The 22,764-nt window shown below is 39.7% G+C and carries 17 protein-coding genes; all 17 read right to left on the reverse strand.

What is annotated here, in order from left to right:
- Positions 1-26: 26 nt before the first annotated feature.
- Positions 27-1,097, reverse strand: a complete 1,071-nt coding sequence (locus tag LB467_RS05560; RefSeq protein WP_224473035.1) for a M20 family metallo-hydrolase — start codon at positions 1,095-1,097, stop codon at positions 27-29.
- Complete coding sequence (gene argB, locus LB467_RS05565; protein ID WP_224473036.1) at positions 1,097-1,876, reverse strand: acetylglutamate kinase; 780 nt, start codon at positions 1,874-1,876, stop codon at positions 1,097-1,099. The genes LB467_RS05560 and argB overlap by 1 nt, the downstream gene beginning before the upstream one ends.
- A gap of 37 nt (positions 1,877-1,913) precedes the next feature.
- A complete protein-coding gene (locus LB467_RS05570; protein ID WP_224473037.1) occupies positions 1,914-2,888 on the reverse strand; it encodes an N-acetylornithine carbamoyltransferase in 975 nt (324 codons plus the stop codon).
- A 54-nt stretch (positions 2,889-2,942) separates the two neighbouring features.
- On the reverse strand, positions 2,943-4,070 hold the full coding sequence (locus LB467_RS05575) for an aspartate aminotransferase family protein (RefSeq protein ID WP_224473038.1): 1,128 nt from the start codon (positions 4,068-4,070) through the stop codon (positions 2,943-2,945).
- Between the two features lie 2 nt (positions 4,071-4,072).
- Positions 4,073-4,867 (reverse strand): pyrroline-5-carboxylate reductase, encoded by a 795-nt coding sequence (proC, locus tag LB467_RS05580; protein ID WP_224473039.1) that lies wholly within the window; start codon positions 4,865-4,867, stop codon positions 4,073-4,075.
- Between the two features lie 51 nt (positions 4,868-4,918).
- The gene (gene argC / locus LB467_RS05585) at positions 4,919-5,881 is read right to left on the reverse strand and encodes an N-acetyl-gamma-glutamyl-phosphate reductase (RefSeq protein WP_224473040.1); all 963 of its coding nucleotides are present in this window, start codon (positions 5,879-5,881) and stop codon (positions 4,919-4,921) included.
- Entirely contained in the window at positions 5,878-7,065 is a 1,188-nt protein-coding gene (locus tag LB467_RS05590) for an argininosuccinate synthase (protein ID WP_224473041.1), read from the reverse strand. The genes argC and LB467_RS05590 overlap by 4 nt, the downstream gene beginning before the upstream one ends.
- Positions 7,066-7,160: 95 nt before the next feature.
- Entirely contained in the window at positions 7,161-7,796 is a 636-nt protein-coding gene (locus tag LB467_RS05595) for a GNAT family N-acetyltransferase (protein WP_224473042.1), read from the reverse strand.
- Between the two features lie 335 nt (positions 7,797-8,131).
- On the reverse strand, positions 8,132-9,406 hold the full coding sequence (gene ilvA, locus LB467_RS05600) for a threonine ammonia-lyase IlvA (RefSeq protein WP_224473043.1): 1,275 nt from the start codon (positions 9,404-9,406) through the stop codon (positions 8,132-8,134).
- Position 9,407: 1 nt separating this feature from the next.
- Positions 9,408-10,883, reverse strand: coding sequence for a ketol-acid reductoisomerase (gene ilvC / locus LB467_RS05605; protein WP_224473054.1), 1,476 nt, complete (start codon positions 10,881-10,883; stop codon positions 9,408-9,410).
- A gap of 9 nt (positions 10,884-10,892) precedes the next feature.
- The gene (ilvN, locus tag LB467_RS05610; protein ID WP_224473044.1) at positions 10,893-11,423 is read right to left on the reverse strand and encodes an acetolactate synthase small subunit; all 531 of its coding nucleotides are present in this window, start codon (positions 11,421-11,423) and stop codon (positions 10,893-10,895) included.
- Positions 11,423-13,156, reverse strand: coding sequence for a biosynthetic-type acetolactate synthase large subunit (gene ilvB, locus LB467_RS05615; protein ID WP_224473045.1), 1,734 nt, complete (start codon positions 13,154-13,156; stop codon positions 11,423-11,425). Before ilvB ends, ilvN begins: the two co-directional genes overlap by 1 nt.
- Before the next feature lie 11 nt (positions 13,157-13,167).
- The gene (gene ilvD, locus LB467_RS05620) at positions 13,168-14,841 is read right to left on the reverse strand and encodes a dihydroxy-acid dehydratase (protein ID WP_224473046.1); all 1,674 of its coding nucleotides are present in this window, start codon (positions 14,839-14,841) and stop codon (positions 13,168-13,170) included.
- A 1,203-nt stretch (positions 14,842-16,044) separates the two neighbouring features.
- Entirely contained in the window at positions 16,045-17,577 is a 1,533-nt protein-coding gene (locus LB467_RS05625; RefSeq protein WP_224473047.1) for a bifunctional GNAT family N-acetyltransferase/carbon-nitrogen hydrolase family protein, read from the reverse strand.
- An 854-nt stretch (positions 17,578-18,431) separates the two neighbouring features.
- Positions 18,432-19,064, reverse strand: coding sequence for a response regulator transcription factor (locus LB467_RS05630; protein WP_224473048.1), 633 nt, complete (start codon positions 19,062-19,064; stop codon positions 18,432-18,434).
- Positions 19,057-19,845, reverse strand: coding sequence for a sensor histidine kinase (locus tag LB467_RS05635; RefSeq protein WP_224473049.1), 789 nt, complete (start codon positions 19,843-19,845; stop codon positions 19,057-19,059). Before LB467_RS05635 ends, LB467_RS05630 begins: the two co-directional genes overlap by 8 nt.
- Before the next feature lie 773 nt (positions 19,846-20,618).
- Complete coding sequence (locus tag LB467_RS05640; protein ID WP_224473050.1) at positions 20,619-21,008, reverse strand: hypothetical protein; 390 nt, start codon at positions 21,006-21,008, stop codon at positions 20,619-20,621.
- Positions 21,009-22,764 lie beyond the last annotated feature (1,756 nt).

Here is a 22,764-nt window from a genome sequence, read left to right on the forward strand (position 1 = left end):
GGTTTTCAAAACCTGTGAGGTCTCCTTTATTTTTTAAAAGCCTTCTCCAATAACTTAATGTACTTTTCAATCCCCTCCTCTATTTCCTTCACATAAATAAATTCATCTGCGGAATGAGACCTGATTGAATCACCCGGACCTAATTTTAAAGAAGGGCACTTCAGCATCGCCTGGTCTGACAACGTGGGTGAACCATAGGTTTCCATTCCCAACGCAATTCCCGCTTTTACCAACTCGTGATCTGGAGGAATGGAAGAAGAATTCAACCGAAGTGAACGCGCTGCAATAATATCTACCGGTGCTTTTTCCTGAAGAATTTGATCAATTTCAGCATTCGAGTAAGCATCATTCACCCTAACATCGATTACCAGATCTACGTGACCCGGTACTACATTATGCTGGCTCCCGGCATTGATCTGGGTTACGGTAAGTTTTACTTTCCCCAAAGCTTCCGATTCCTTTGGAAAATCAAAATCCTCAAACCATTTTAAAACATCAGCGGTCTTATATATGGCGTTGTTATCATTTGGATGTGCCGCGTGCGAAGGTGTTCCTTTTACTTTGGCATCAAAAACCACCAGACCTTTTTCGGCAATGGCCAGTTGCATTAAAGTGGGTTCGCCAACAAGAGCTACATCAATTTTTGGCATTTTAGGTAACATACAGGCAATTCCGTTTTTCCCGTTAATTTCTTCTTCCCCCGTTCCGGCAAAAATCAAATTATATTTCAGGTCTTTGGCTTCATAATACCAGGTAAAGGTTGCAAGTAAGGATACCAGGCAACCACCCGCATCATTGCTACCCAAACCATATAACTTCCCTTCCTCAATCTTAGCTTCAAAGGGATCTCGAGTGTAAGCCGAATTCGGTTTTATCGTATCATGATGGGAATTAAGCAGCAAGCTGGGTTTGTCTGCATCAAAATACTTATTGGTAGCCCATACATTATTTAAATGTCGAAAAAAAGTCATGTCCTTTTCTCTAAACCACTTTTCCAGCAAATCGGCCGTATTATCTTCTTCTTTCGAAAAAGACTGGGTAGCAATAAGCTGTTTAAGTAATTCTATCGCATCTTTTTGTAATTCTTCCAGCTTCATCAGTTACTGATTTTAGTATAAACAGATTCATTTTTTAATAGCCTGAAATCACCAAGAAATATATTCTTTACACCGCTTTCCAAAGCCTGAAAACAATTGTGCAGTTTTGGTAACATCCCGTCACTAATTACTTTTTCTTCGAGTAATTCCTGATATTTTTCCCTGGTAATTTTTTCAATTACCGAATCATCGTTTTCTGCATCGGCTAGTACGCCCTTTTTCTCGAAACAAAAGTAAAGTTCGGTTTCATAAATTGAGCTCATTGCTTTGGCGATTTCCGCAGCAACAGAGTCCCCATTGGTATTGAGGAGCAATCCATCTTTTGTACAGGAGATAGCCGAAAAAACCGGCGTTATCTGTTGTTTTAAAATTGAATTTATAAATTCTGAATTAACCCTCTTAACGTCTCCAACAAATCCAAAATCAACTTCCTTAACAGGGCGTTTTTGGGAAACAATGCTCATCCCATCTGCCCCACAAAGGCCTATGGCGTTATTGTGAAGGGCTTGCAGCTTGGCTACAATGTTTTTATTGATAAGACCGCCGTAAACCATGGTGATCACTTTAATCGAATCGGCATCGGTAATTCTACGCCCCTCAAACATTTGGGTTTTATAACCGAGTTTTCCTGCAATTTCAGTAGCCAGGTTTCCTCCACCGTGAACCAGGATCTTCGAACCTTCCAAAGCCACAAAATCTTTTAGGAATTCAGCGAATTTTGCCTCATCCTCAATAAGTTTTCCTCCTATTTTTACAACTTTTAAAACCTCTTTTTTCATTGTTCTTAATAATGTCAACTCGATCGGAGTCGGGATTTTAAGCGTTTTTTCCTAAATCTGCGGATTTGACTTTTTCCTCTAAAATTCTTTTTAAAACCGCTTGTGCGGCAAAAGTTCGATTTCCTGCCTGCTGGATCACTACCGAATTTTCAGAATCCAAAACCTCATCAGCAATTACCATATTTCTTCTTACCGGCAAACAATGCATCACTTTCGCATTATTGGTTTGCTTTAATTTGTCTGCTGAAAAAGTCCAGTTTCTGTCCTCACTTAGTTTTTGACCGTAAGTTTCATAACTGCTCCAGTTCTTTACATAAACAAAATCGGCATCTTTTAAAGCCTCGTCCTGGTTATGGATTACAGGAATATTTTTAGTTATTTCAGGATTCAAATCATAACCTTCAGGATTGGTGATTACAAAATCAACATCCAGTTTTTGCATAATTTCGGTAAAAGAATTGGGAACGCTTTGCGGCAAAGTTTTTGGATGCGGTGCCCAGCTAAGCACAACTTTTGGCCTGTCTTTTTTCCTTAATTCTGAAATAGTAATTGCATCGGTAAGTGCCTGAAGAGGATGTCCTGTGGCGCTTTCAAGATTTACAACAGGGACTGAAGCATACTTTTTAAAACTATTCAATACTATTTCAGCTTCATCTTTTTCTTTATCCTTTAAGTCAGGAAAGGCCCTCACGGCGATAATATCACAGTACTGCGATAATACTGCCGCTGCCTCTTTGATGTGTTCGGCTTTATTGGAATCCATTACAGCTCCGTCTTCAAATTCCAGTTTCCAACTATCACTCCCGGCATTCATCACCATCACGTCCATTCTCAGTAATTTTCCCGCTTTTTCGGTACTTAAACGTGTTCTCAAACTCGGATTAAAAAACAGCATCCCCAGAGTTTTTCCCTTGCCTATTTCCAGGGAAGAGGAAGCTTTTTTTAGCTCCAGCGCTTCGGTGATTAATTGCTGTAAATCTTCTATATCTGATAAATCTGTGTAATTTTTCATTTTGCTAGTTTTCAGACCTCACAGGTTTCCAAAACCTGTGAGGTCTATTCTATTTTAATTTAAAACAATTTTCAAAGCTTTAAATAACTCATCAAAATGTTCTTTTTTAATATTTAAAGGGGGTAAAATCCGCAGGAGGTTTTTATTCGCGGAAGCCCCCGTGAAGATCTGATGTTTAAACAAAAGCTCTTTTCTTATCTGCGCGATCTCAAAATCGAATTCCAAACCAATCATCAGTCCACGGCCTTTGATTTTTTTAATCTGCGGAATTTCCGTGGCTTTCTCCTTTACATATTCAAAAAGTTCGGTAGCATTTGCCAGTAGGTTTTCTTTTTCAATAACTTCCAAAACCGCACTTCCTGCCGCACATGCCAGGTGATTTCCACCAAAAGTAGTTCCCAACATACCCGATTTTGCTTTAATAGATTTATCGATTAAAACCCCGCCAACCGGAAAACCGTTGCCCATTCCTTTTGCGATGGAAATAATATCAGGACGAATATTGTGTTTTTGAAAAGCGAAAAAATCGCCTGTCCTGCCATAACCCGACTGTACTTCGTCTGCGATTAATACCGAACCGTATTTTTTGCAAAGTTCTGCCGTTTTTTGATAAAATTCAGTAGAAGCTTCATCCAGACCACCAACTCCCTGGATTACTTCAAAAATAACCGCAGCCACATCGCCCTTTTTCAACTCTCTTTCAAGAACTTCTGTATTTTCAAAAGCAAGTTTCGTTGCTTTATGGTTTTGGTTAAACGGGGCTTTAATATTTTCGTTATCGGTTACCGCAACTACTCCCGATGTTCTTCCGTGGAATGCTTTATCAAAATAAATTATCCGATCCTTTCTTGTATGAAATGAGGCTACTTTCAAGGCATTTTCATTTGCTTCAGCACCCGAATTACATAGAAACAGGCTGTAATCTGTTACCCCGGAAAGCTTTTCCAGTTTATCGGCTAATTCCTGTTGCAAAGGGTTTTTAACCGAATTGGAATAAAAGCCAAGTTTGCTCACTTGTTTAGAAATTGAATTCACGTAAGCAGGATGAGAATGACCAATAGAGATTACTGCGTGACCGCCATACAGGTCTAGATATTTTTTTTCCTCCTTATCAAAAACATAAGCGCCCTTACCCTTCACCGGGGTGATATCGTATAACGGATAAACATCAAATAATTCCATAGTTATTCGGTTGTAATGGTGTTTATTTTTTTGAATGAAGCCTGGATACCTTTTATTAAAGAAGAACTCAAGCCGTTGTGTTCCATTTCGTTCAAACCTTCAATCGTGCAACCACGGGGCGTGGTTACCTTATCGATTTCTTCTTCTGGATGCTTCCCTGATTCTATAAGTAAACTGGAAGCTCCCAGACAGGTTTGCATAGCCAGTTGCTGTGCATCTTTTGCATCGAAACCAAGTTGCACCGCTCCCTGGGTGGTGGCGCGTATAAGCCGCATCCAGAAAGCAACTCCACTGGCGCAAATTACCGTAGCGGCCTGCATTTTATTTTCAGGAATAATAATACTCGTTCCCAAACGATTAAAAATCGCCTCGGCAATAGCGATGCGCTTCTTACCATTTTCGTTACTACAAAGACAGGTCATCGATTTACCAACAGCAATGGCTGTGTTGGGCATTGAGCGAACTATAAACTGTTCCTCTCCAACTATCGCTTCAATAGCATCGATTTTAAATCCGGTAACTGTAGAAATGAGCACATGCTTTTCATGAAGATCGTCTTTAATTTCTTCCAGGATCCGCTGCATTTGAGTGGGTTGTACCGCAAAAATCAGGATGTCTGAATTTTTAACTGCTTCACGGTTATCATTGGTGACCTTAACCTTGGCATATTCCTCATATTCCTGAATTTCTTCAGTCTTTCGTTTGGTGAGGTACAAGGTGGTAAACGCATTGTTTACAATAAGGCCTTTCGCAATGGAAAGTCCCAAATTGCCTGCTCCGATAATGGCTATTTTCATTTTCTTTTAATTTGTAGACCTCACAGGTTTTTAAAACCTGTGAGGTCTCAGTTAAAAATAACTCGCTTTTAATTTTAATCCTAAAGTCTCTTCAAAGCCAAACATCAGGTTCATATTTTGAACGGCCTGTCCTGAAGCGCCTTTCAGTAAATTATCAATAATACTGGTGATCAAAATTTTATCCCCAAATTTCTGCAGTTTTAAGAGACATTTATTGGTATTCACTACTTGCTTTAGATGCAAATCTTCCTCAACTACAAACGTAAATGCCGAATCCTGATAAGCCTCAGAATATATCGCTTTAGCTTCCTCGAGACTTCCTTCAAATTTCGTGTAAGCCGTGGCGTGGATTCCCCTGGAAAAATTCCCCCTGTTCGGAATAAAATTAATTTCCGGCAGTTTATTGTTCTGAAGTAGTTTTAGGCTTTGTCCTATTTCATTCAAATGTTGATGTTCAAAGGCTTTATAACTGGAAAAATTATTATCTCTCCAGGTAAAATGCGTGGTTGCCGAAAGTGATGTTCCTGCACCGGTTGCCCCGGTAACCGCGTTAATATGCACGTCTTCTTTCAATAATCCGGCATTGGCAAGTGGTAGGATTGCCAGGCTAATAGCTGTGGCAAAACAACCGGGATTAGCTATAAAACCGGCTTTTTTTATCTTTTCTTTATTGAATTCAGGTAGCCCGTAAACAAAGGAGTGTTCGCCACTCATTCTATAATCGGTACTTAGGTCTACGATTTTGGTGTTTTCTGAAAACTGATTTTCAGCGAGAAATTTCACCGAATTTCCATGTCCGAGGCACAAAAAAACCACGTCAACATCTTTATTGATCTCTCCGCTAAATTGCAAATCGGTTTCGCCCAGTAAATCCTGATGTATCCCCGCCACCGGTTTTCCGGGTTGAGAGGTACTGTACACAAAATCCAGTTTAGCCTCAGGGTGGTTTATAAGTATCCTGATGAGTTCGCCGGCCGTATACCCAGCACCGCCAATTATTCCTGCTGTTATCATTTTCCTTCTTTTACGTGTTGGTAGATCTTCCCGGCATTCGATAAGATTTTAATGAATCCTTTTGCATCATCTGCCGTCCAGGCTTTATTTTCTTCGCCGTAATTTCCGAAGCTGGAATTCATTAAATCGTTCTGAGATTTAATTCCATCAAGCGTAAAACGGTAAGGATGTAGTGTTACGAAAACCTCCCCGCTTACCTGCTGCTGGGAACTTTCTAAAAAGGCTTCTAAATCCCGCATTACGGGTTCTAAATACTGGCCTTCATGTAAGTGGGTTCCATACCAGTTGGCCAAATAATCTTTATGTTGTAACTGCCATTTGCTAAGCGTATGTTTTTCCAGTAAATGATGGGCTTTAATAATAATTAGCGCTGCGGAAGCTTCAAAACCAACCCTTCCTTTTATTCCTATAATCGTATCGCCAACGTGAATATCACGGCCAATGGCATATTTTGAAGCGATGTCTTCAAGGACTTCAATATTCTTCTCTGGGGAATTATCTTCTCCATTTACAGCGGAAAGTTCTCCTTTGGTAAATGTCAAACTAATTTGTTTCGCTTCTTTCTCCTGAAGTTGAGAAGGGTAAGCACTTTCAGGTAAGGGTTTTTCTGAAGTTAGCGTTTCCGCTCCACCTACACTCGTCCCCCAAAGGCCTTTGTTTACCGAGTATTTTGATTTCTCCCAATTCATTTCAACACCGTTTTGTTTCAGGTATTCAATCTCTTCCTGTCGGCTGAGTTGCTTATCCCTGATTGGCGTGATAATTTCAATTTCGGGCGCGATAATTTGAAAGATCATATCAAACCGCACCTGGTCGTTTCCGGCGCCTGTACTGCCATGGGCAATATACTTAGCATCGATTTTTTTTGCATAATTCACAATCTCTATGGCCTGTACTATCCTTTCTGCACTTACCGAAAGCGGATAAGTATTGTTTTTTAAGACATTTCCGAAGATTAAATACTTTACCACTTTCTGATAAAATGAAGAAACCGCATCAATGTTTTTATAGGTCTTTGCTCCTATTTTTTGTGCATTTTCTCCAATTTTTTTGACTTCTTCTTCTGAAAATCCACCGGTATTAACACTCACGGCGTGGACTTCAAAATTTTCTTCTTTAGATAAATATTTTGCGCAGTAAGAAGTATCCAAACCTCCACTGTATGCTATAACTACTTTTTTCATTTGACTTATTTGCTATTTGACGTCAAGCTGAACTTGTTTCAGCTTCTAAGTAAATTAGACCCTGAAACAAGTTCAGGATGACGATAAGTTTAATTTTAACTCCCGTTTTTTTCTTTTTTGTAAAACAAGGTCTGTTTTATATTCTTCAACCTTTTAAAAGCTTTATCATTAAAGCTTTCCTTCGGGTCTTCTTTTTTTGCATCCTTTTTTCTTTCTGGATCATACATCATTCCCGTGCAGAGGCACATATTACGTTCGGTTCTGGTTAGAATATCGTAATTCTTGCAGGTTTGGCAGCCTTTCCAAAATGCGTCATCATCGGTAAGTTCAGAAAAGGTTACGGGTTGATATCCAAGTTCGTAATTTATCTTCATCACGGCCAGGCCGGTAGTGATCCCGAAGATCTTTGCATTGGGATACATTTTCCTGGAATGGTTAAAAACCACCTCCTTGATGTCTTTGGCCAGTCCCTGGTGCCTAAAATCGGGGTGCACAATTAAGCCTGAATTTGCCACATACCTGTCGTGGCTCCAGGTCTCGATATAGCAGAAACCGGCAAATTTTTCGCCGTCTAAAGCAATAACCGCATTCCCCTTCTCCATTTTTCCAATGATATATTCAGGGGTTCTGCGGGCAATGCCCGTGCCTCGAACCTTTGCAGATTCTTCTATAGTTGTACAAATAATCTCAGCGTATTGAGCGTGAGATTTATTAGCAATGATAATCTTCATTTGCTAAGAAATTAGTGAGAAAATAAATTTGATTTGATCTTTTTGAAAGGGGAACCGGACTCACCTAAGTTCCATTAAATTATACACGCACCAAGGTGCGACGCGGGAAGCGGCGGCGAATAGGTGTAATTTCAGAAGTGATTCTGAAATTTAAACTGGGCGGTATATTTTGTGGATCTCTCAAGTTGTAATTAAAATCAAATAATATTAAAAAAGAATAATGCAATTTACTTCTTACCTGCGGCGGCGCGGGAAGAAGCGAAAAACGGGAAATATTATTTGTTTCATTGAAAGCATACTGTAAATGTACATAATTATTTTAACCAACAAAATATTTATACTAAATACTGAAACAAATTAGGCTTATCATTGAGATATTCCCCGTAAAAATTCTTCGCTTTCATCCTGGCTACCAGGGGTTCAAAATCGGCAGGATCGTTTATTTCTATCCCAACTACCGCCGGGGCATTTTCACGATGATGCTTTTTTGAGTATTCAAAATGCGTAATATCGTCTTTAGGTCCTAAAACCTTTTCCAGAAAATCTTTTAAAGCGCCCGCCCGCTGCGGAAAACTTATCACAAAATAATGTTTTAGCCCGGCATACAATAAAGCTCTTTCCTTGATCTCTGCAGTTCGGGTGATATCGTTATTGCTTCCACTTACAATGCACACCACGTTTTTTCCTTTGATTTCTTCAGCAAAAAAATCGAGGGCACTTATGGCCATTGCTCCCGCGGGTTCTACCACTATAGCATCCTGATTATAAAGATCAAGGATACTTTGGCAAATCTTCCCTTCCGGAACGGTGATCATTTTATCGAGATTCTCCTTACAAATTTCAAAATTTCGACTGCCGACTTTTTGTACTGCAGCACCATCTACAAAACGTTCGATAGATTTTAATTCTACCAGTTTCCCTTCTTTCAAAGAAGAAGTCATGGAAGGTGCACCTTCCGGCTCTACCCCAATTATTTTAGTATTGGGCGAAAGTTCCTTAAACATAGAAGACAATCCGGCTAAAAGTCCGCCACCGCCAAGGGGTGCAAAAACATAATCTATAGGCTCAGTGGCTTGCTCAAGGATTTCCAAACCAATGGTGGCCTGGCCTTCAATCACCTTTTCGTCATCAAAAGGATGTATAAAAACCAAACCAAATTTTTCGGCATGTTTTGTTGAACTTTTAAATGAATCGTCAAAAGTATCGCCTTTTAAAACCACTTCTACCCACTCGCCACCAAACATCTTTGTTTGCTCTACTTTTTGCCTTGGGGTGGTAATTGGCATATAGATCACGCCTTTTACCTGCAGTTTATTACAGGCAAAAGCTACACCCTGTGCGTGATTTCCGGCGCTGGCACAAATAACCCCTTTATCCAGCTGTTCTTGCGGAAGGCTCGAAATCTTATTATAGGCCCCGCGAATTTTATAAGAGCGCACCTGTTGCAAGTCTTCCCTCTTCAACATCACATTTGCTGAAAATTTCTTGCTATAGGTAAAAGATTGCATCAAAGGGGTTTTCACCACCACTTTGGAAATGCGTTCTGCCGCTTCTTTTACAGCTTTTAACTGAGGTTTATATGTCGTTTTATCTGCCAGCAAAGTATCCATTTTATTCCTGTATTTTTTTCATTGCAGTCATCGCTTTTCTTAGCCTTCCTCCCACTTTTTCAACGGGATGTTGTCTAATATCATCATTAACTGCTATTAACTGCTGATTGTCCACTCCGGTATAATCGGTTCCAAAAGAATGACCTATAACCTCTTTTGGCAAGCCGTTTACATAATCTTTAATAAGTGGTTTTGCCGAATGGTCAAATAAATAACAACCATATTCTGCCGTATCAGAAATAATCCTGTTCATCTCGAACAATTTCTTTCTGGCAATGGTATTGGCGATCAACGGAGTTTCGTGCAGTGATTCATAATAAGCCGAATCTGCAACAATTCCTGCTTCTACCATAGTTTCAAAAGCCAGCTCCACACCAGATTTCACAAAGGCTACCAATAATACACCTTTATCAAAATATTCCTGTTCCTTGATCTCTTCTGAAGTCGCTTCAGATTTTTCAAAAGCGGTTTCCCCGGTCGCAGCTCTCCATTCCAGCAATTCTTTATCACCATTTTCCCAGTCTTTCATCATTCTGCTACTAAAAGCACCGGAAATAATATCGTCCATATGCTTTTGGAAAAGCGGGCGCATTATTTGTTTTAATTCTTCGGAAATCTCATCGGCCTTAATCTTCGCCGGGTTTGAAAGCCTGTCCACCATATTGGTGATCCCGCCGTGCTTTAAAGCTTCGGTAATGGTTTCCCAACCATACTGAATAAGTTTCGAGGCATAAGGAGGTTCAACACCTTCAGCCACCATTTTATCATAACTAAGAATAGAACCTGTTTGCAGCAATCCGCATAAAATGGTTTGTTCCCCCATTAAATCAGATTTTACTTCAGCAACAAATGAAGATGCCAAAACCCCGGCTTTATCACCACCTGTGGCAACTGCGTAAGCCTTAGCCCATTCAAAACCAATTCCCTGCGGATCGTTCTCCGGGTGTACGGCAATTAGCGTTGGTACTCCAAAACCTCTTTTATATTCTTCCCTAACTTCACTTCCGGGGCATTTAGGCGCCACCATAATTACAGTGATGTCTTCCCTAATTTTCATTCCTTCTTCCACGATATTAAAACCATGCGAGTAAGAAAGCACCGCGTCTTTTTTAATATGCGGCTGAATGGCTTTTATTACCGAAGTATGTTGTTTATCTGGCGTTAGGTTAATTACCAGATCGGCAGTTGGGATCAATTCTTCATAAGTCCCAACCTTAAAATTATTTTCTGAAGCATTTTTAAAGGACTGTCGTTTTTCCTTGATGGCCCCTTCACGAAGCGCATAAGAAATATCCAAACCACTGTCGCGCATATTTAAGCCCTGGTTAAGGCCTTGTGCACCACAGCCCACAATCACTATTTTTTTTCCTTTTAAAGCAGCCACTCCGTCGCTGAATTCATCACTACCCATAAACCTACAGGTTCCCAGCTGGGCTAATTGTTCACGTAAAGAAAGACTGTTAAAATAATTCGTCATCATTTTTATTTAATTGGTTGTATCAAATTGTTCTAAAATGTTCGAGATTGGCATTTCATTTTTGGTCACGGCAATAGTGCCCGAGCGTACAAACTGCATCAATCCATAAGGTTTTAATTTTTCGTAAAGGCTGTCGGTTTCGTGACGTTTTCCGGTTTTTTCAATTACAAAAAACTTAGGAGTAACTGTCACGATACGCGCGTTAGATCCTTTTATAAAGTCCTGAATACTGAGATCTTTCACAAAATCGGCAGAATTTATCTTATATAGCGCAGTTTCCTGGTAGATCATTTCATCATCGGTATGATAGAAAGCTTTAATTACTTCAATTTGCTTCTCTATTTGGCCAACGATCTTTTTAACCTGATCTTCGGTAACCTGCACCACGATAATAAACCGCATCACCTCGTTTACTTCACTTCGGGAAGCGGTAATGCTTTCAATATTGATGTGCCTTTTTTGAAAAATGGCCGCAATACGACTCAGAAGGCCTATGTTGTTTTCGGTATAAACCGAAACCGTAAAATTTTTCTTTTCCATTACTCTAATCTTATATCTGAAACTGAAGCCCCGGTAGGAACCATCGGGAACACATTTTCTTCCTGTTCAACTTTTACTTCAAGGAAATAAGCTTCTTTAGACTCCATCATTTCGGTTACGGCTTCTTTTAAATCTTCCCGCTTACTTACCTGTTTGGCTTTAATATGATATCCTTTGGCAATAGTTATAAAATCGGGATTTACCATTTCTGTGGAAGCATAACGCTTTTCAAAAAACAACTGCTGCCACTGGCGTACCATTCCAAGGAAATCATTATTCAAAATCACAATTTTTACCGGTACTTTGGTCTGAAAAATAGTACCCAGTTCCTGAATGGTCATCTGGTAGCCACCATCACCAATTACCGCCACAACGTCACGATCTGGTGCACCCATTTTAGCGCCAATAGCTGCCGGAAGCGCAAACCCCATAGTTCCCAGGCCGCCGGAAGTTACATTGCTTCTGGTTTGATTGAATTTTGAATAACGGCAAGCCACCATTTGGTGCTGACCAACATCTGAAACAATAACCGCATCGCCTTTCGAGCAGTGGTTGATCTCATCAATAACCTCTGCCATTCCAATTTTGCCTCGTTCGGCATTTAAATCATTTTTAATGATTTTATCGAATTCAATTTGATAATAATCTTTAAATTTTTGATGCCAGGCTTCGTGCTTGTTCGGTTTTAAAAGCTCCAATAAGATTTTAAGGGTTTCATTTACATTCCCTAAAACCGGAATATCCGCATGTACGTTTTTATTAATTTCGGCAGGATCAATTTCAAAATGGATTACTTTGGCCTGTTTGGCATATTTTTCCAGATTTCCAGTTACCCGATCGTCAAAACGCATCCCGATAGCGATCAATACATCACATTCGTTTGTTAAAACATTTGGGCCGTAATTGCCGTGCATTCCAACCATTCCCACATTTAGCGGATGATCAGTTGGCATAGCAGAAAGTCCTAAAATGGTCCACGCAGCCGGAATACCCGATTTCTCTACTACCTGTTTAAAAAGTTCTTCCGCACTGCCTAATATCACACCCTGACCAAAGATGATCATAGGTTTTTTAGCATTGTTAATCGCTTCGGCAGCCCTTTCAACTTCAACTAAATTAACTTCAGGCTTAGGTTTATAACTTCTAATTCCGGAACATTTTTTATAAGTAAATTCCAACGAAGCAAACTGTGCATCCTTGGTAATATCGATTAAAACCGGCCCCGGTCTTCCCGAGCGGGCTATAAAAAAAGCTTTTGCCAAAATCTCCGGAATCTCCTCTGCTTTGGTTATTTGATAGTTCCACTTGGTAATTGGCGTGGAAATTCCAATAATATCGGTTTCCTGGAAAGCATCGCTCCCAAGTAAATGTGATCCTACCTGCCCGGTGATACAAACCATGGGGGTAGAATCTATTTGTGCATCTGCAATTCCCGTAACCAGATTAGTAGCTCCGGGACCGGAAGTAGCCATAGCAACCCCTACTTTTCCATTTACCCTTGCATAACCCTGTGCCGCGTGTGTAGCGCCCTGTTCGTGGCGCGTGAGGACATGGTGAATTTGAGTTTGGTATTTATACAATTCATCGTAAACGGGCATAATTGCTCCGCCGGGATAGCCGTAAAGCGTATCCACACCTTCTTCCAGCAAACATTTGATCACTGCTTCAGCACCTGAAACCGTGGTTTTTTTTGGAGAAGATACTTTTTCGAAACTAGCTGTTTTAACTTCCATAATTCACCTTATTAAAATTCGTCGGTAACGCAACCCTGTGAGGCCGAGGAAACCGTTCTTGCATATTTGTAAAGCACTCCCTTATTGAATTTTAAAGCGGGGGCTTCCCAGTTTTCTTTTCTTTTCTTTATTTCTTCTGCTGAAAGTGCAACTTCTATTTTATTGGTTTCAGCATTAATGGTAATCTCATCTCCGTCTTTTAGAAAAGCGAGTAAACCGCCTTCCTGGGCTTCCGGGGTGATATGACCGACGACAAATCCGTGGGTTCCACCAGAAAATCTTCCGTCTGTTATTAAGGCTACATCTTTACCGAGTTTTGCACCCATTATGGCTGAAGTAGGCTTAAGCATTTCCGGCATTCCAGGACCGCCTTTTGGGCCCTCGTACCGAATGACGACTACATCTCCTTTTTTTACTTTTCCTTCTGAAATGCCATCATTAGCTTCATATTCACTATTAAAAACTTTAGCCGTTCCGGTAAATTGCAAACCTTCCTTTCCGGTAATTTTCGCTACCGACCCACCTTCAGCAAGATTTCCGTAGAGAATCCTTATGTGCCCGGTTTTCTTGATCGGGTTATCCAAAGGCCTGAATACATCCTGGCCTTCTTCCATATCGGGAACATCAGCAAGGTTTTCAGCTAAGGTTTTTCCGGTTACGGTAAGACAATCACCATGAAGCATATCGTTTTTCAGCATATATTTTAAAACTGCAGGAATCCCGCCAATCCTATGTACATCTTCCATCGCATATTTCCCGCTTGGCTTTAAATCGGCCAAAAACGGCGTACTATCGCATATTTTTTCAAAATCTGCTAAATCAAAATCAACTTCAGCCGATTTTGCTATGGCCAAAAAGTGTAATACCGCATTGGTAGAACCTCCTAAAACAGTAAGCAGTCGAATGGCATTTTCCAGCGATTTACGATTTACGATATCGCGGGGTTTAATATCTTTTTCAATTAAAAGGCGCACTGCTTTTCCGGCTTCTTCACTCTCGGTTTTCTTTTCTTCACCCACCGCAGGATTAGAAGAGTTATATGGTAAAGCCATTCCCAAAGCTTCAATTGCCGAAGCCATTGTATTTGCGGTGTACATTCCGCCGCAGGCTCCTGCACCGGGACAGGCTTTTTCTATAATACTTTCGTATTCTTCTTTTTCTATATCCCCGGCCGTTTTTGCACCCCAGGCTTCAAATGCCGAAACCACGTCCAGTTTTTTCCCATTATGACATCCGGAAGCAATGGTACCACCGTACACTAAAATCGCAGGACGGTTAATCCTGAGCATCGCCATAAGCGCACCTGGCATATTCTTATCGCAACCTACCACTGTGATCAAAGCGTCGTAAGACATTGCGTGGATCACGGTTTCCATAGAATCGGCTATAATATCGCGTGACGGCAAAGAATAACGCATTCCCGGGGTTCCCATAGAGATCCCGTCGCTAACACCAATGGTATTAAAAATTAAACCTACAAGTTCATTTTCATTAGCACCTTTTTTAACCAGTTTGGCCAAATCGTTAAGGTGCATATTACATGGATTGCCCTCGTAACCGGTACTGGCAATACCTACAAATGGCTTTTTAAAATCTTCTTTGGTTAGTCCTATCGCGTGCAACATAGCCTGTGATGCCGGTTGCGAATTGCTTTGTGTTAAAACTTTACTGAATTTGTTATGCATTACTTATTTCTTCTTCGTGTGATTTAAAGATTAAAAGTAAGCTGATAAGTTATCAAGGCAGTATTATAGCAGGAATGAGCACTACTTTCGGAATAAAAATAACAGGTTCAAACAACTGATAAACAGTATTTTAACCCTCAATAAATTACGATAGCTGAAAAGGCTATTTTCGATGGAAAAATTTCTCCAGGCAAAAGCTCAAAAATCAATGAAAATAAGGCTTTTGAAAAATTCTTAATTTTTTGACTAAAATTTTAGGATTTTAGTGTTTTGGAAGGAATTTGTGAGAATTTGGGAATGTTTTGCGGTGTGTGGTTTTTTTCGGTTGTGGGTTGTGAGTTGTCTGTTATCAGTTTGTTGTTTGTTGTTCATTGCTGGTTTTCCTCGAGACCGTCATTACTAGGACTGCGATAGCCGACGTGGCAATCTGTTCTTAGTCTTTTATTTATTGTTTATGAGGTTTCGCCACGAATTCACTAATATTTGCCGTGCAAAATTTGAGCGTCAGTTCGAGTGGCGGTATTTGAGCTGGAAGCGAAAATAACGCTGTATCGAGAACAGGTTTTTGAAGTAAAAATACCACTTCTCGATACTTCCGCCTCACGTCGGAAACTACCATTGACGTATTTTTAAAACCCTGATATTTAGGTTTGTTTTTTTTATAATTCAAAAAGAAACTTACCTAGTTTGGAAGTTTCCTTTTTCATTTTTTGCTCGCCCAAAAAACGAAACAAAAAATGGCGCCCTATGTGAAGGTGTTTTTTTGGCAACAGGGCCAAAAAATCGCAAATCAGCAGCTAAATTTTTTCCAGGGCCCTTCGACTCCACTCAGGACAAGCTTTCAAAAATTATTAACGCTGCTGATTTGCTACACTCACACACGGGGTTTAAAACTCGCTATGCTCGAAACGTCATTTTCCTACGCTAGATGAAATTTTTTATCACGGGTCTCGAAGTGACGAGAAACTCCAAACAGCAAACCACCTCCCCTTTCGGGTACTCCTCCTTGGGAAGGAGGAGAGCTTCTTGAAAAAAGCGCCATTGCGAGGACTGCGATAGCAGGACTCGGCAATCTGCTTTAGGGTTAGTTCTATTTTGCTGGGATTCTCAACTCCCAACAACAGATCGCCACGCTCCTTCCTCACTCGATGACAATTAAAAAACCGAGACTGCCCACTGCCTACTATAAACTGCTTACTAAACCTACTTTTTCTTCTTTATAGAATATAAATCCTTCCTTCTGTCTTTCATATTCCTTACACTTCCAAAAGCGTGTAGTTCTTTTAGAAGATCTAAATCTACATCTACTAATAGCGTACTTTCAGTATTTGGGGTGGCTTCGGCTTTTATTCCGTTTACGGGAAACGCGAAGTCAGATGGCGTTAACACGGCGCTCTGTGCATACTGGATATCCATATTATTTACTTTAGGCAAATTCCCAACAGATCCGGCGATGGCTACATAACATTCGTTTTCTACCGCCCTAGCTTGTGCACATATTTTTACGCGGGAATAACCGTTTTGAGTATCGGTCATGAACGGAACAAAAAGAATATTCATTCCTTCTTCGGCTAAAATTCTGCCTACTTCCGGAAATTCTACATCATAGCAAATAAGGACGCCTATTTTACCGCAATCGGTGTCAAAGGTTTGAAGTTTGCTTCCGCCTTTCATACCCCAGGCAGATTCTTCGGCCGGAGTGATATGTAATTTTTCATAGCGTTCATAACTTCCGTCCCTTCGGCATAGAAAGCCCACATTATACATATGTTCTCCAATTACCATAGGCATACTACCGGTAATGATATTTATGTTGTAATTAACCGCGAAATCCTGGAAGGTTTCAAGTAAACGTTCGGTATAGGTTGAAAGTCCGCGGATGGCTTCAGGTTCGGTTAATTCATTGAATTCGGCCATAAGCGGCGCGTTAAACAGTTCTGGAAAAAGGATGAAATCACTCTGGTAATCACTCACCGCATCCACAAAAAATTCAATTTGTGAAACCAGGGCATCATAATCCTTAAAAAGTCTCATTTGCCATTGCACCAGCCCAAGGCGAACCACCGTTTTTGGCGTATCTATAAGTTTAGTGGTTTTGGTGTAGTAAATATTGTTCCACTCCATCAACACCGCATATTCCTTGCTTTCGGCATCACCGGGCAAATAGCCTTTTATAACTTTCTTTACGTGAAAATCGTTGGAAAGCTGAAAGGACAACACAGGATCGTGAATTTCCTGCAGTTTTACTTTTTCTATATATTTCTTAGGAGTAAGTTCTTTAGAATAAGTCCCGTAATTAGGAATTCGGCCACCGAAAACGATCGATTTTAAATTCAATTGCTCACAAACTTCCTTTCGCGCTTCATATAAACGTCTTCCCAGTCGCATTCCGCGATAATCTGGATGAATAAAAACATCGATTCCGTATAAAATATCGCCGTTATTGGTATGAGTTGAAAAATTCTCACCACCAATAATTTCATCGTAAGTATGATCTTCATCAAACTTTTTAGAATCTATAATAATAGAAAGCGCGCAGCCAGCTATTTTATTATCTATAATAATGCAAAATTGTCCTTCCGGAAACTTGTTTACCAAATTTCGAATTTCATCTTTACTCCAGTACTCATCGGGCATTTTATGGTAACTCTTAATCATAGAAACCTTGAGTTCCTGATAATCTTTAAGCTTTAAATTACGGAGTTCTATTTTTGGCGTTTCGTTCACGGAAGTCATTATTTATTTTCGCGAAGATACTGTAGAAAATATTGGTTTGAAAACAGGAAACTGTTTTGCCTCGAATTAACGAATATTTTTTCGGAATTGTGTCTTATCTGTGTTAAGGTCACCCTAAATTTATTTCAGGGTATATGCTGTTTTTAATTCTCAAAAAATACAGCTCAGTTATTTTATCCTAGATTCCCGAAGAAAATTCGGGATAAAGTCTGAAACAATTTACCATTGACGTATTTTAAATATCCTGTTATTTAGGTTTGTTTTTATAATTCAAAATGAAACTTGACTGGTATGGAAGTTTCTTTTTTTTCATTTTTTGCGTGTATTCCTCTCACTGCGTTCCTGCGTTCGTCGGATACAAGTAAAACGAAACAAAACCCGCCTGAACGGACGGGCAGGAAGGGCGCCCTATGTGGAGGTGTTTTTTTGGCAACTGCCTTCCTCTCCCTTTTGGTCGTCGGAGGCAGAAAAAATCGCAAATCAGCAGCTAATTTTTTTCCAAGGCCCTTCGACTCCACTCAGGACAAGCTTTCAAAAATTATTAACGCTGCTGATTTGCTACACTCACACACGGAGTTTAAAACTCGCTATGCTCGAAACGTCATTTTCCTACGCTAGATAAAATTCTTTATCACGGGTCTCAGCATGACGTGTAAAAATATTAAAAATGAGTTCAACAAGAGGTGAAAAAATAATCTTAAGCACCTCATAATCAATTGATTTAATAGCCTGCCCCGATTTTTATCGGGGGCCTAAGTTGAGCCTAATTCCTTTTCAAGTTAGATTCCCGAAGAAAATTCGGGATAAAGTCTGAAACAAGTTCAACCTGACGTTACAATTGAGGTACAAAGAACTTACAACAACAAAATCCGGTGTTTGATGGCATAAAGCACCAAACCAGTCCGGCTTCTTACGTTTAGTTTTTGAAATAAACTTTCCCGGTACCCGTCTATGGTTTTTGGACTTAGGTTCATCTCGTTGGCCACCTCTTTGTAAGTCATTTCAGTACAGGCGTGGCCAAGAAATTCAATTTCGCGTTTGGTTAGATTGGTAAATTTATTCTCTTTATTCCTGTTCTTAATTGCTTCAGAAACCGCATCTGTATAGAAAAAACCTTCTTTTACTACTTCATCCATTGCAAACTTAAACTCGTCGGGATCTATGTCTTTCAGCAAATAGCCTCGACAGCCCAGCTTCACCATAAAAGTGACGGTTTCCTCATCGTCTTCCATAGTAAGCGCCAGCACTTTTTGATTTGGATGATTCTCCTTGAGCCAGGACATAGTTTCAGGCCCGTCCATAATTGGCATTCTAATATCCAGCAACACCAAATCGGGTTTTGGTTGATTGGCTTTAAACTTATCTACCAGTTCCTCGCCATTTTTATAAACGCCGCAAACCTCGTAATTTTCAAAGGAATTCACCAGGTTTTTTAAAGATTGCGCAAATAAAGTGTGATCGTCTACAATTGCTACGGAATTATTCATCTTTTTGCCCAATTAAAGAATAGCGTAAAGATAAGGAAGTTCCAGCGCCCATAGAACTTTCCAGTTTAAATTTTGCCTGTATTAAGGCTGCCCTGCTTTCCATATTAAATAATCCCGAATTCTTCTGTACCTCTTTCATATTAAACCCCTGCCCGTTATCTTTTGCGGTAATTATGATTTCTTCGGAAGTAAAAGCAATGCGGACAATTAATGCTGAAGCCTTCGCGTGCTTTATCACATTGGAAAAGAATTCCTGAAGGATCCTGAATAAAATAATACTGTGTTGCTGCGGAATTTCCTGTTTTTCGCCGGTAATTTCCAGTTGGGTCTCAATAACGCCCATTCGCTGAAACCTTGCCAGTTCATTTTCTACCGAAACCACCAAACCAGCATAACCAATCACCTGGTTGTTTAAAGATTTTGAAAGCGAGCGCACTTCCTGAAGCGAACTGGCTACGGTTTCTTTAATCTCCAAAACTGATGCTTTCTCTGCCTCAGGCAGGTTTTTTGAAAAGATATTTAGCTGCATATTAGCGACGGAAAGTAACTGACCAATATTATCGTGCAACTCCCAGCCCACGTTTTTTAGGGTTTGTTCCTGCATTTCTAAACGCGATTGGGAAATTTCCCGCTCAAAGCGCTGTTTAGCTTCAAATTGCTCCTGTAGCATTTTGTTTTTTCGCCTTTGGTACACCACAAAAAAGACGATCACAAAAGCTGTTAGCAAAAGGATGACTACAATAAAGTAGATGATAAGTAAGAGTTCTTCTCTTGAGATCATAATAATTAATAAATCAGAATTTTCATTTCTGAATAAAATTAATCTTAGCCCTTAGGTTTTAACTTAGAGCTTCTGCTTGAACAAAACCAAAAGCCCATACTAAAAGTAAGGTACATAATGATGTTAGCTAATTTAAGGATGATATTATGCAATTCTACAAAAGCTGGGTTAACCGTAGCAAAATATTTATTAAAAATAAATATTGGGGTTACTATTAAATGCCAAATTAAGGCCCCGACCGAGATATAAAAGAAAATATTGCGATAAAAATTAATAATATCATCAGATGTCAAAAGTTGAAAATACCAGCTGATTATACACAATACAATTAAAATCGTACCAAATATATATGTATAAGAAGAGACGTTCTCAAAAAAAACTTCAGAAACCACTAAATTTATAATGGCGCTACCTGTATAAAATGCAAGCAAGCCCAATAAGGTGTTTCGTAAAATCGATTTCTTTAACCGACTTATGAAAATAATTGAGTAAACACTGAAGGAAATAATTTTAAAAGAATTAAAAAGCCAAACATTTCTTTCAAATGGTGTATTTTTAATAGACGAAAACAATTTATAATCTTCAAAATAGGCGTATACAGAGTAAAAACCTAAAACATCTATAAAAAAAGTTACCCAAAGGAAATAAACGAAAATTCTTATTAATTTATTTATTTCAACTGTTTTAAGTAAATAATAACTCCCGGCCAGGGAGGCCAGGAGTTCCAAAATATGATTTAAAAAAAAATTATCGAAATAATATTCTACCACTTTTTAATAGGTTTTAGGTGGATGACCAGAAGTACTATCGTTTAGTGGTTCTATCTCATAATTGTTTTCATCACCATCTTCCTCTGTTTCCAAATCTGAATTTCCAGATTTTTCTTTGGTAGGTGCAAGAAAGATTGTCGAAAAACTCTTTTTATCATTGGTTTGGGGATAAGCTCCGAGGTAAATACGAATTCCCGGTTTCTTTACCTTCTGTTCCTTAGATTTCTCCCGAACATAATCCAGGTATTCCTGCAATTCGTCCAGGCTATACCAGAATTCGCGGGTGTCTGGGTAGCCTTCACCATTTTCAATATCTTTCCCCCGGGTTTCCACCCATTTTTTTTCAAATTGTTTTGCTTTTTCTACGCTAATGCATTTTTTTGGTTTTTCCATTTGTTTTAGTTGGTCGGTTAAAACTTAAAACTTTGTTAAGGTAAATTTAAAAGAAATATTCTTTTTGACAAATGTTTTGGGTAGCAGTTCTCGGTTTTCAGTTGTGGGTTCTGGGTTCTCTGTTGTCGGTTGATCTGATTTCGAGTAGCGGGTTTGCCATTCGGCAGTTTATAGTTTGGTGTTTGTTGTTTCGGTTTTGAAAATAAAAACTTACAATTAGGAAAAAATCCCACTGCCTACTGCGACTGCAAACTGCTTACTGAATTAGCGAGGACTGCGATAGCAGGACGTGGCAATCTGTTATTGCAAAGTTTACTGTCCCTCGCGATGTCACCGTCAGTTCGAATAGCGGCATTTGAGCTGAAAGCGAAAATAGCGCTGTATCGAGAACCCTTCGAAGTTCTAACTGCATTGCACTTCTCGATACTTCCGACTCACGTCGGAAATCGAAGTGACGTGAACTCCAAAAAAAAGATCGCAGCGCTCGTTCCTCGCTCGCGATGACGAAAGGAAGTCAGGCTCATGATGCCCGTAGCAAGAATCCCGACTGAAGTCTGGATAATTCGATCAGCATTTTTAATCGCCTCGGCTTTTAAAAATACGATCTCATTAAAAGGGGATTTTTCCCCTTGTAGCAGGCCTACTTATCTTCTACTTTTGATATTGTCATTTTAGTTAGCTAAAGTGTTTTGGGGCAAAAAAGTGTCGTCAATGGTGAGGAGATCTGATTGGTAGGGTAATCAGGTTTCCCGTAAACCGGGGCGGCACTTTTTTATTAGTGAGCCTTAATATTCATAAGGCCTTTGGCCGAAATGAATATTTAGAGCGAACTAATCCCGATTTTACATCGGGATCTTCACAAAAACTCTTAAATATTTAGTCATCCGGAGACCCGGATAAAAATTTATTAATGAGGCTGAAATAGATTGGTGTTCTGCACTTTACGGTTGTCGGTTCTCAGTTGCCGGATGTTTCGGGGTTGCGTTTGCCATTCGGCAGTTTATAGTTTAGTGTTTATGGTTTGTTGTTGCGGGTTCCGAGTTTCGAGTTTTGGCATAATTCAGAGTCTTTTCTCTTTACTCTCTTCTCTTGTTTCTTGACTCTTTTCTCTTGACTCTTTTCTCTTGTTTCTTTCATCTCCGTCATTGGAGTCGATAGACGACGTGGCAATCTGTTCTTGGTTTATTGTATGGTGTTTCGCCACGAATGCACAAATAATTACTTCATTGTTCTCGGTTGTGGGTTGTGGGTTCTCAGTTTTCTGTTGCCGGATGTTTCGGGGTTGCGTTTGCCATTCGGCAGCTTATAGTTTGGTGTTTATGGTTTGTTGTTGCGGATTGCGGGTTAGGAGTTTTGGTATATTTCAGAGTCTTTTCTCTTGTTTCTTTCATTTCCGGTTCGGGCTTCCCCTTTAGTAGTTTGTTGTTTAGGGTTTATTGTTTGCGGTTTTAAAATGAAAACTCATAATTACGAAGAAATCCTACTGCCAACTGTAACTGCGAACTGCTTACTCAATGGTGCGGGTCGCCACGAATTCACAAATATTTTTTGTCACGTCATTGCGAAGACTGCGATAGCCGGACGTGGCAATCTGTTGTTGATTAGTATCACTGTAACGCGCGATCTCACCGTCAGTTCGATTTCTATGACAATTCCAAACGATTTTGATAATAGGTTTTATTTTTAATTAAAGCCATTGCAATATGGATCAACTTGTTTCTTACTGCATTTAATACACTCATTTTGTTTTTGCCTT

The sequence above is a fragment of the Salegentibacter tibetensis genome (assembly GCF_020164485.1).
Lineage (GTDB): Bacteria > Bacteroidota > Bacteroidia > Flavobacteriales > Flavobacteriaceae > Salegentibacter > Salegentibacter tibetensis.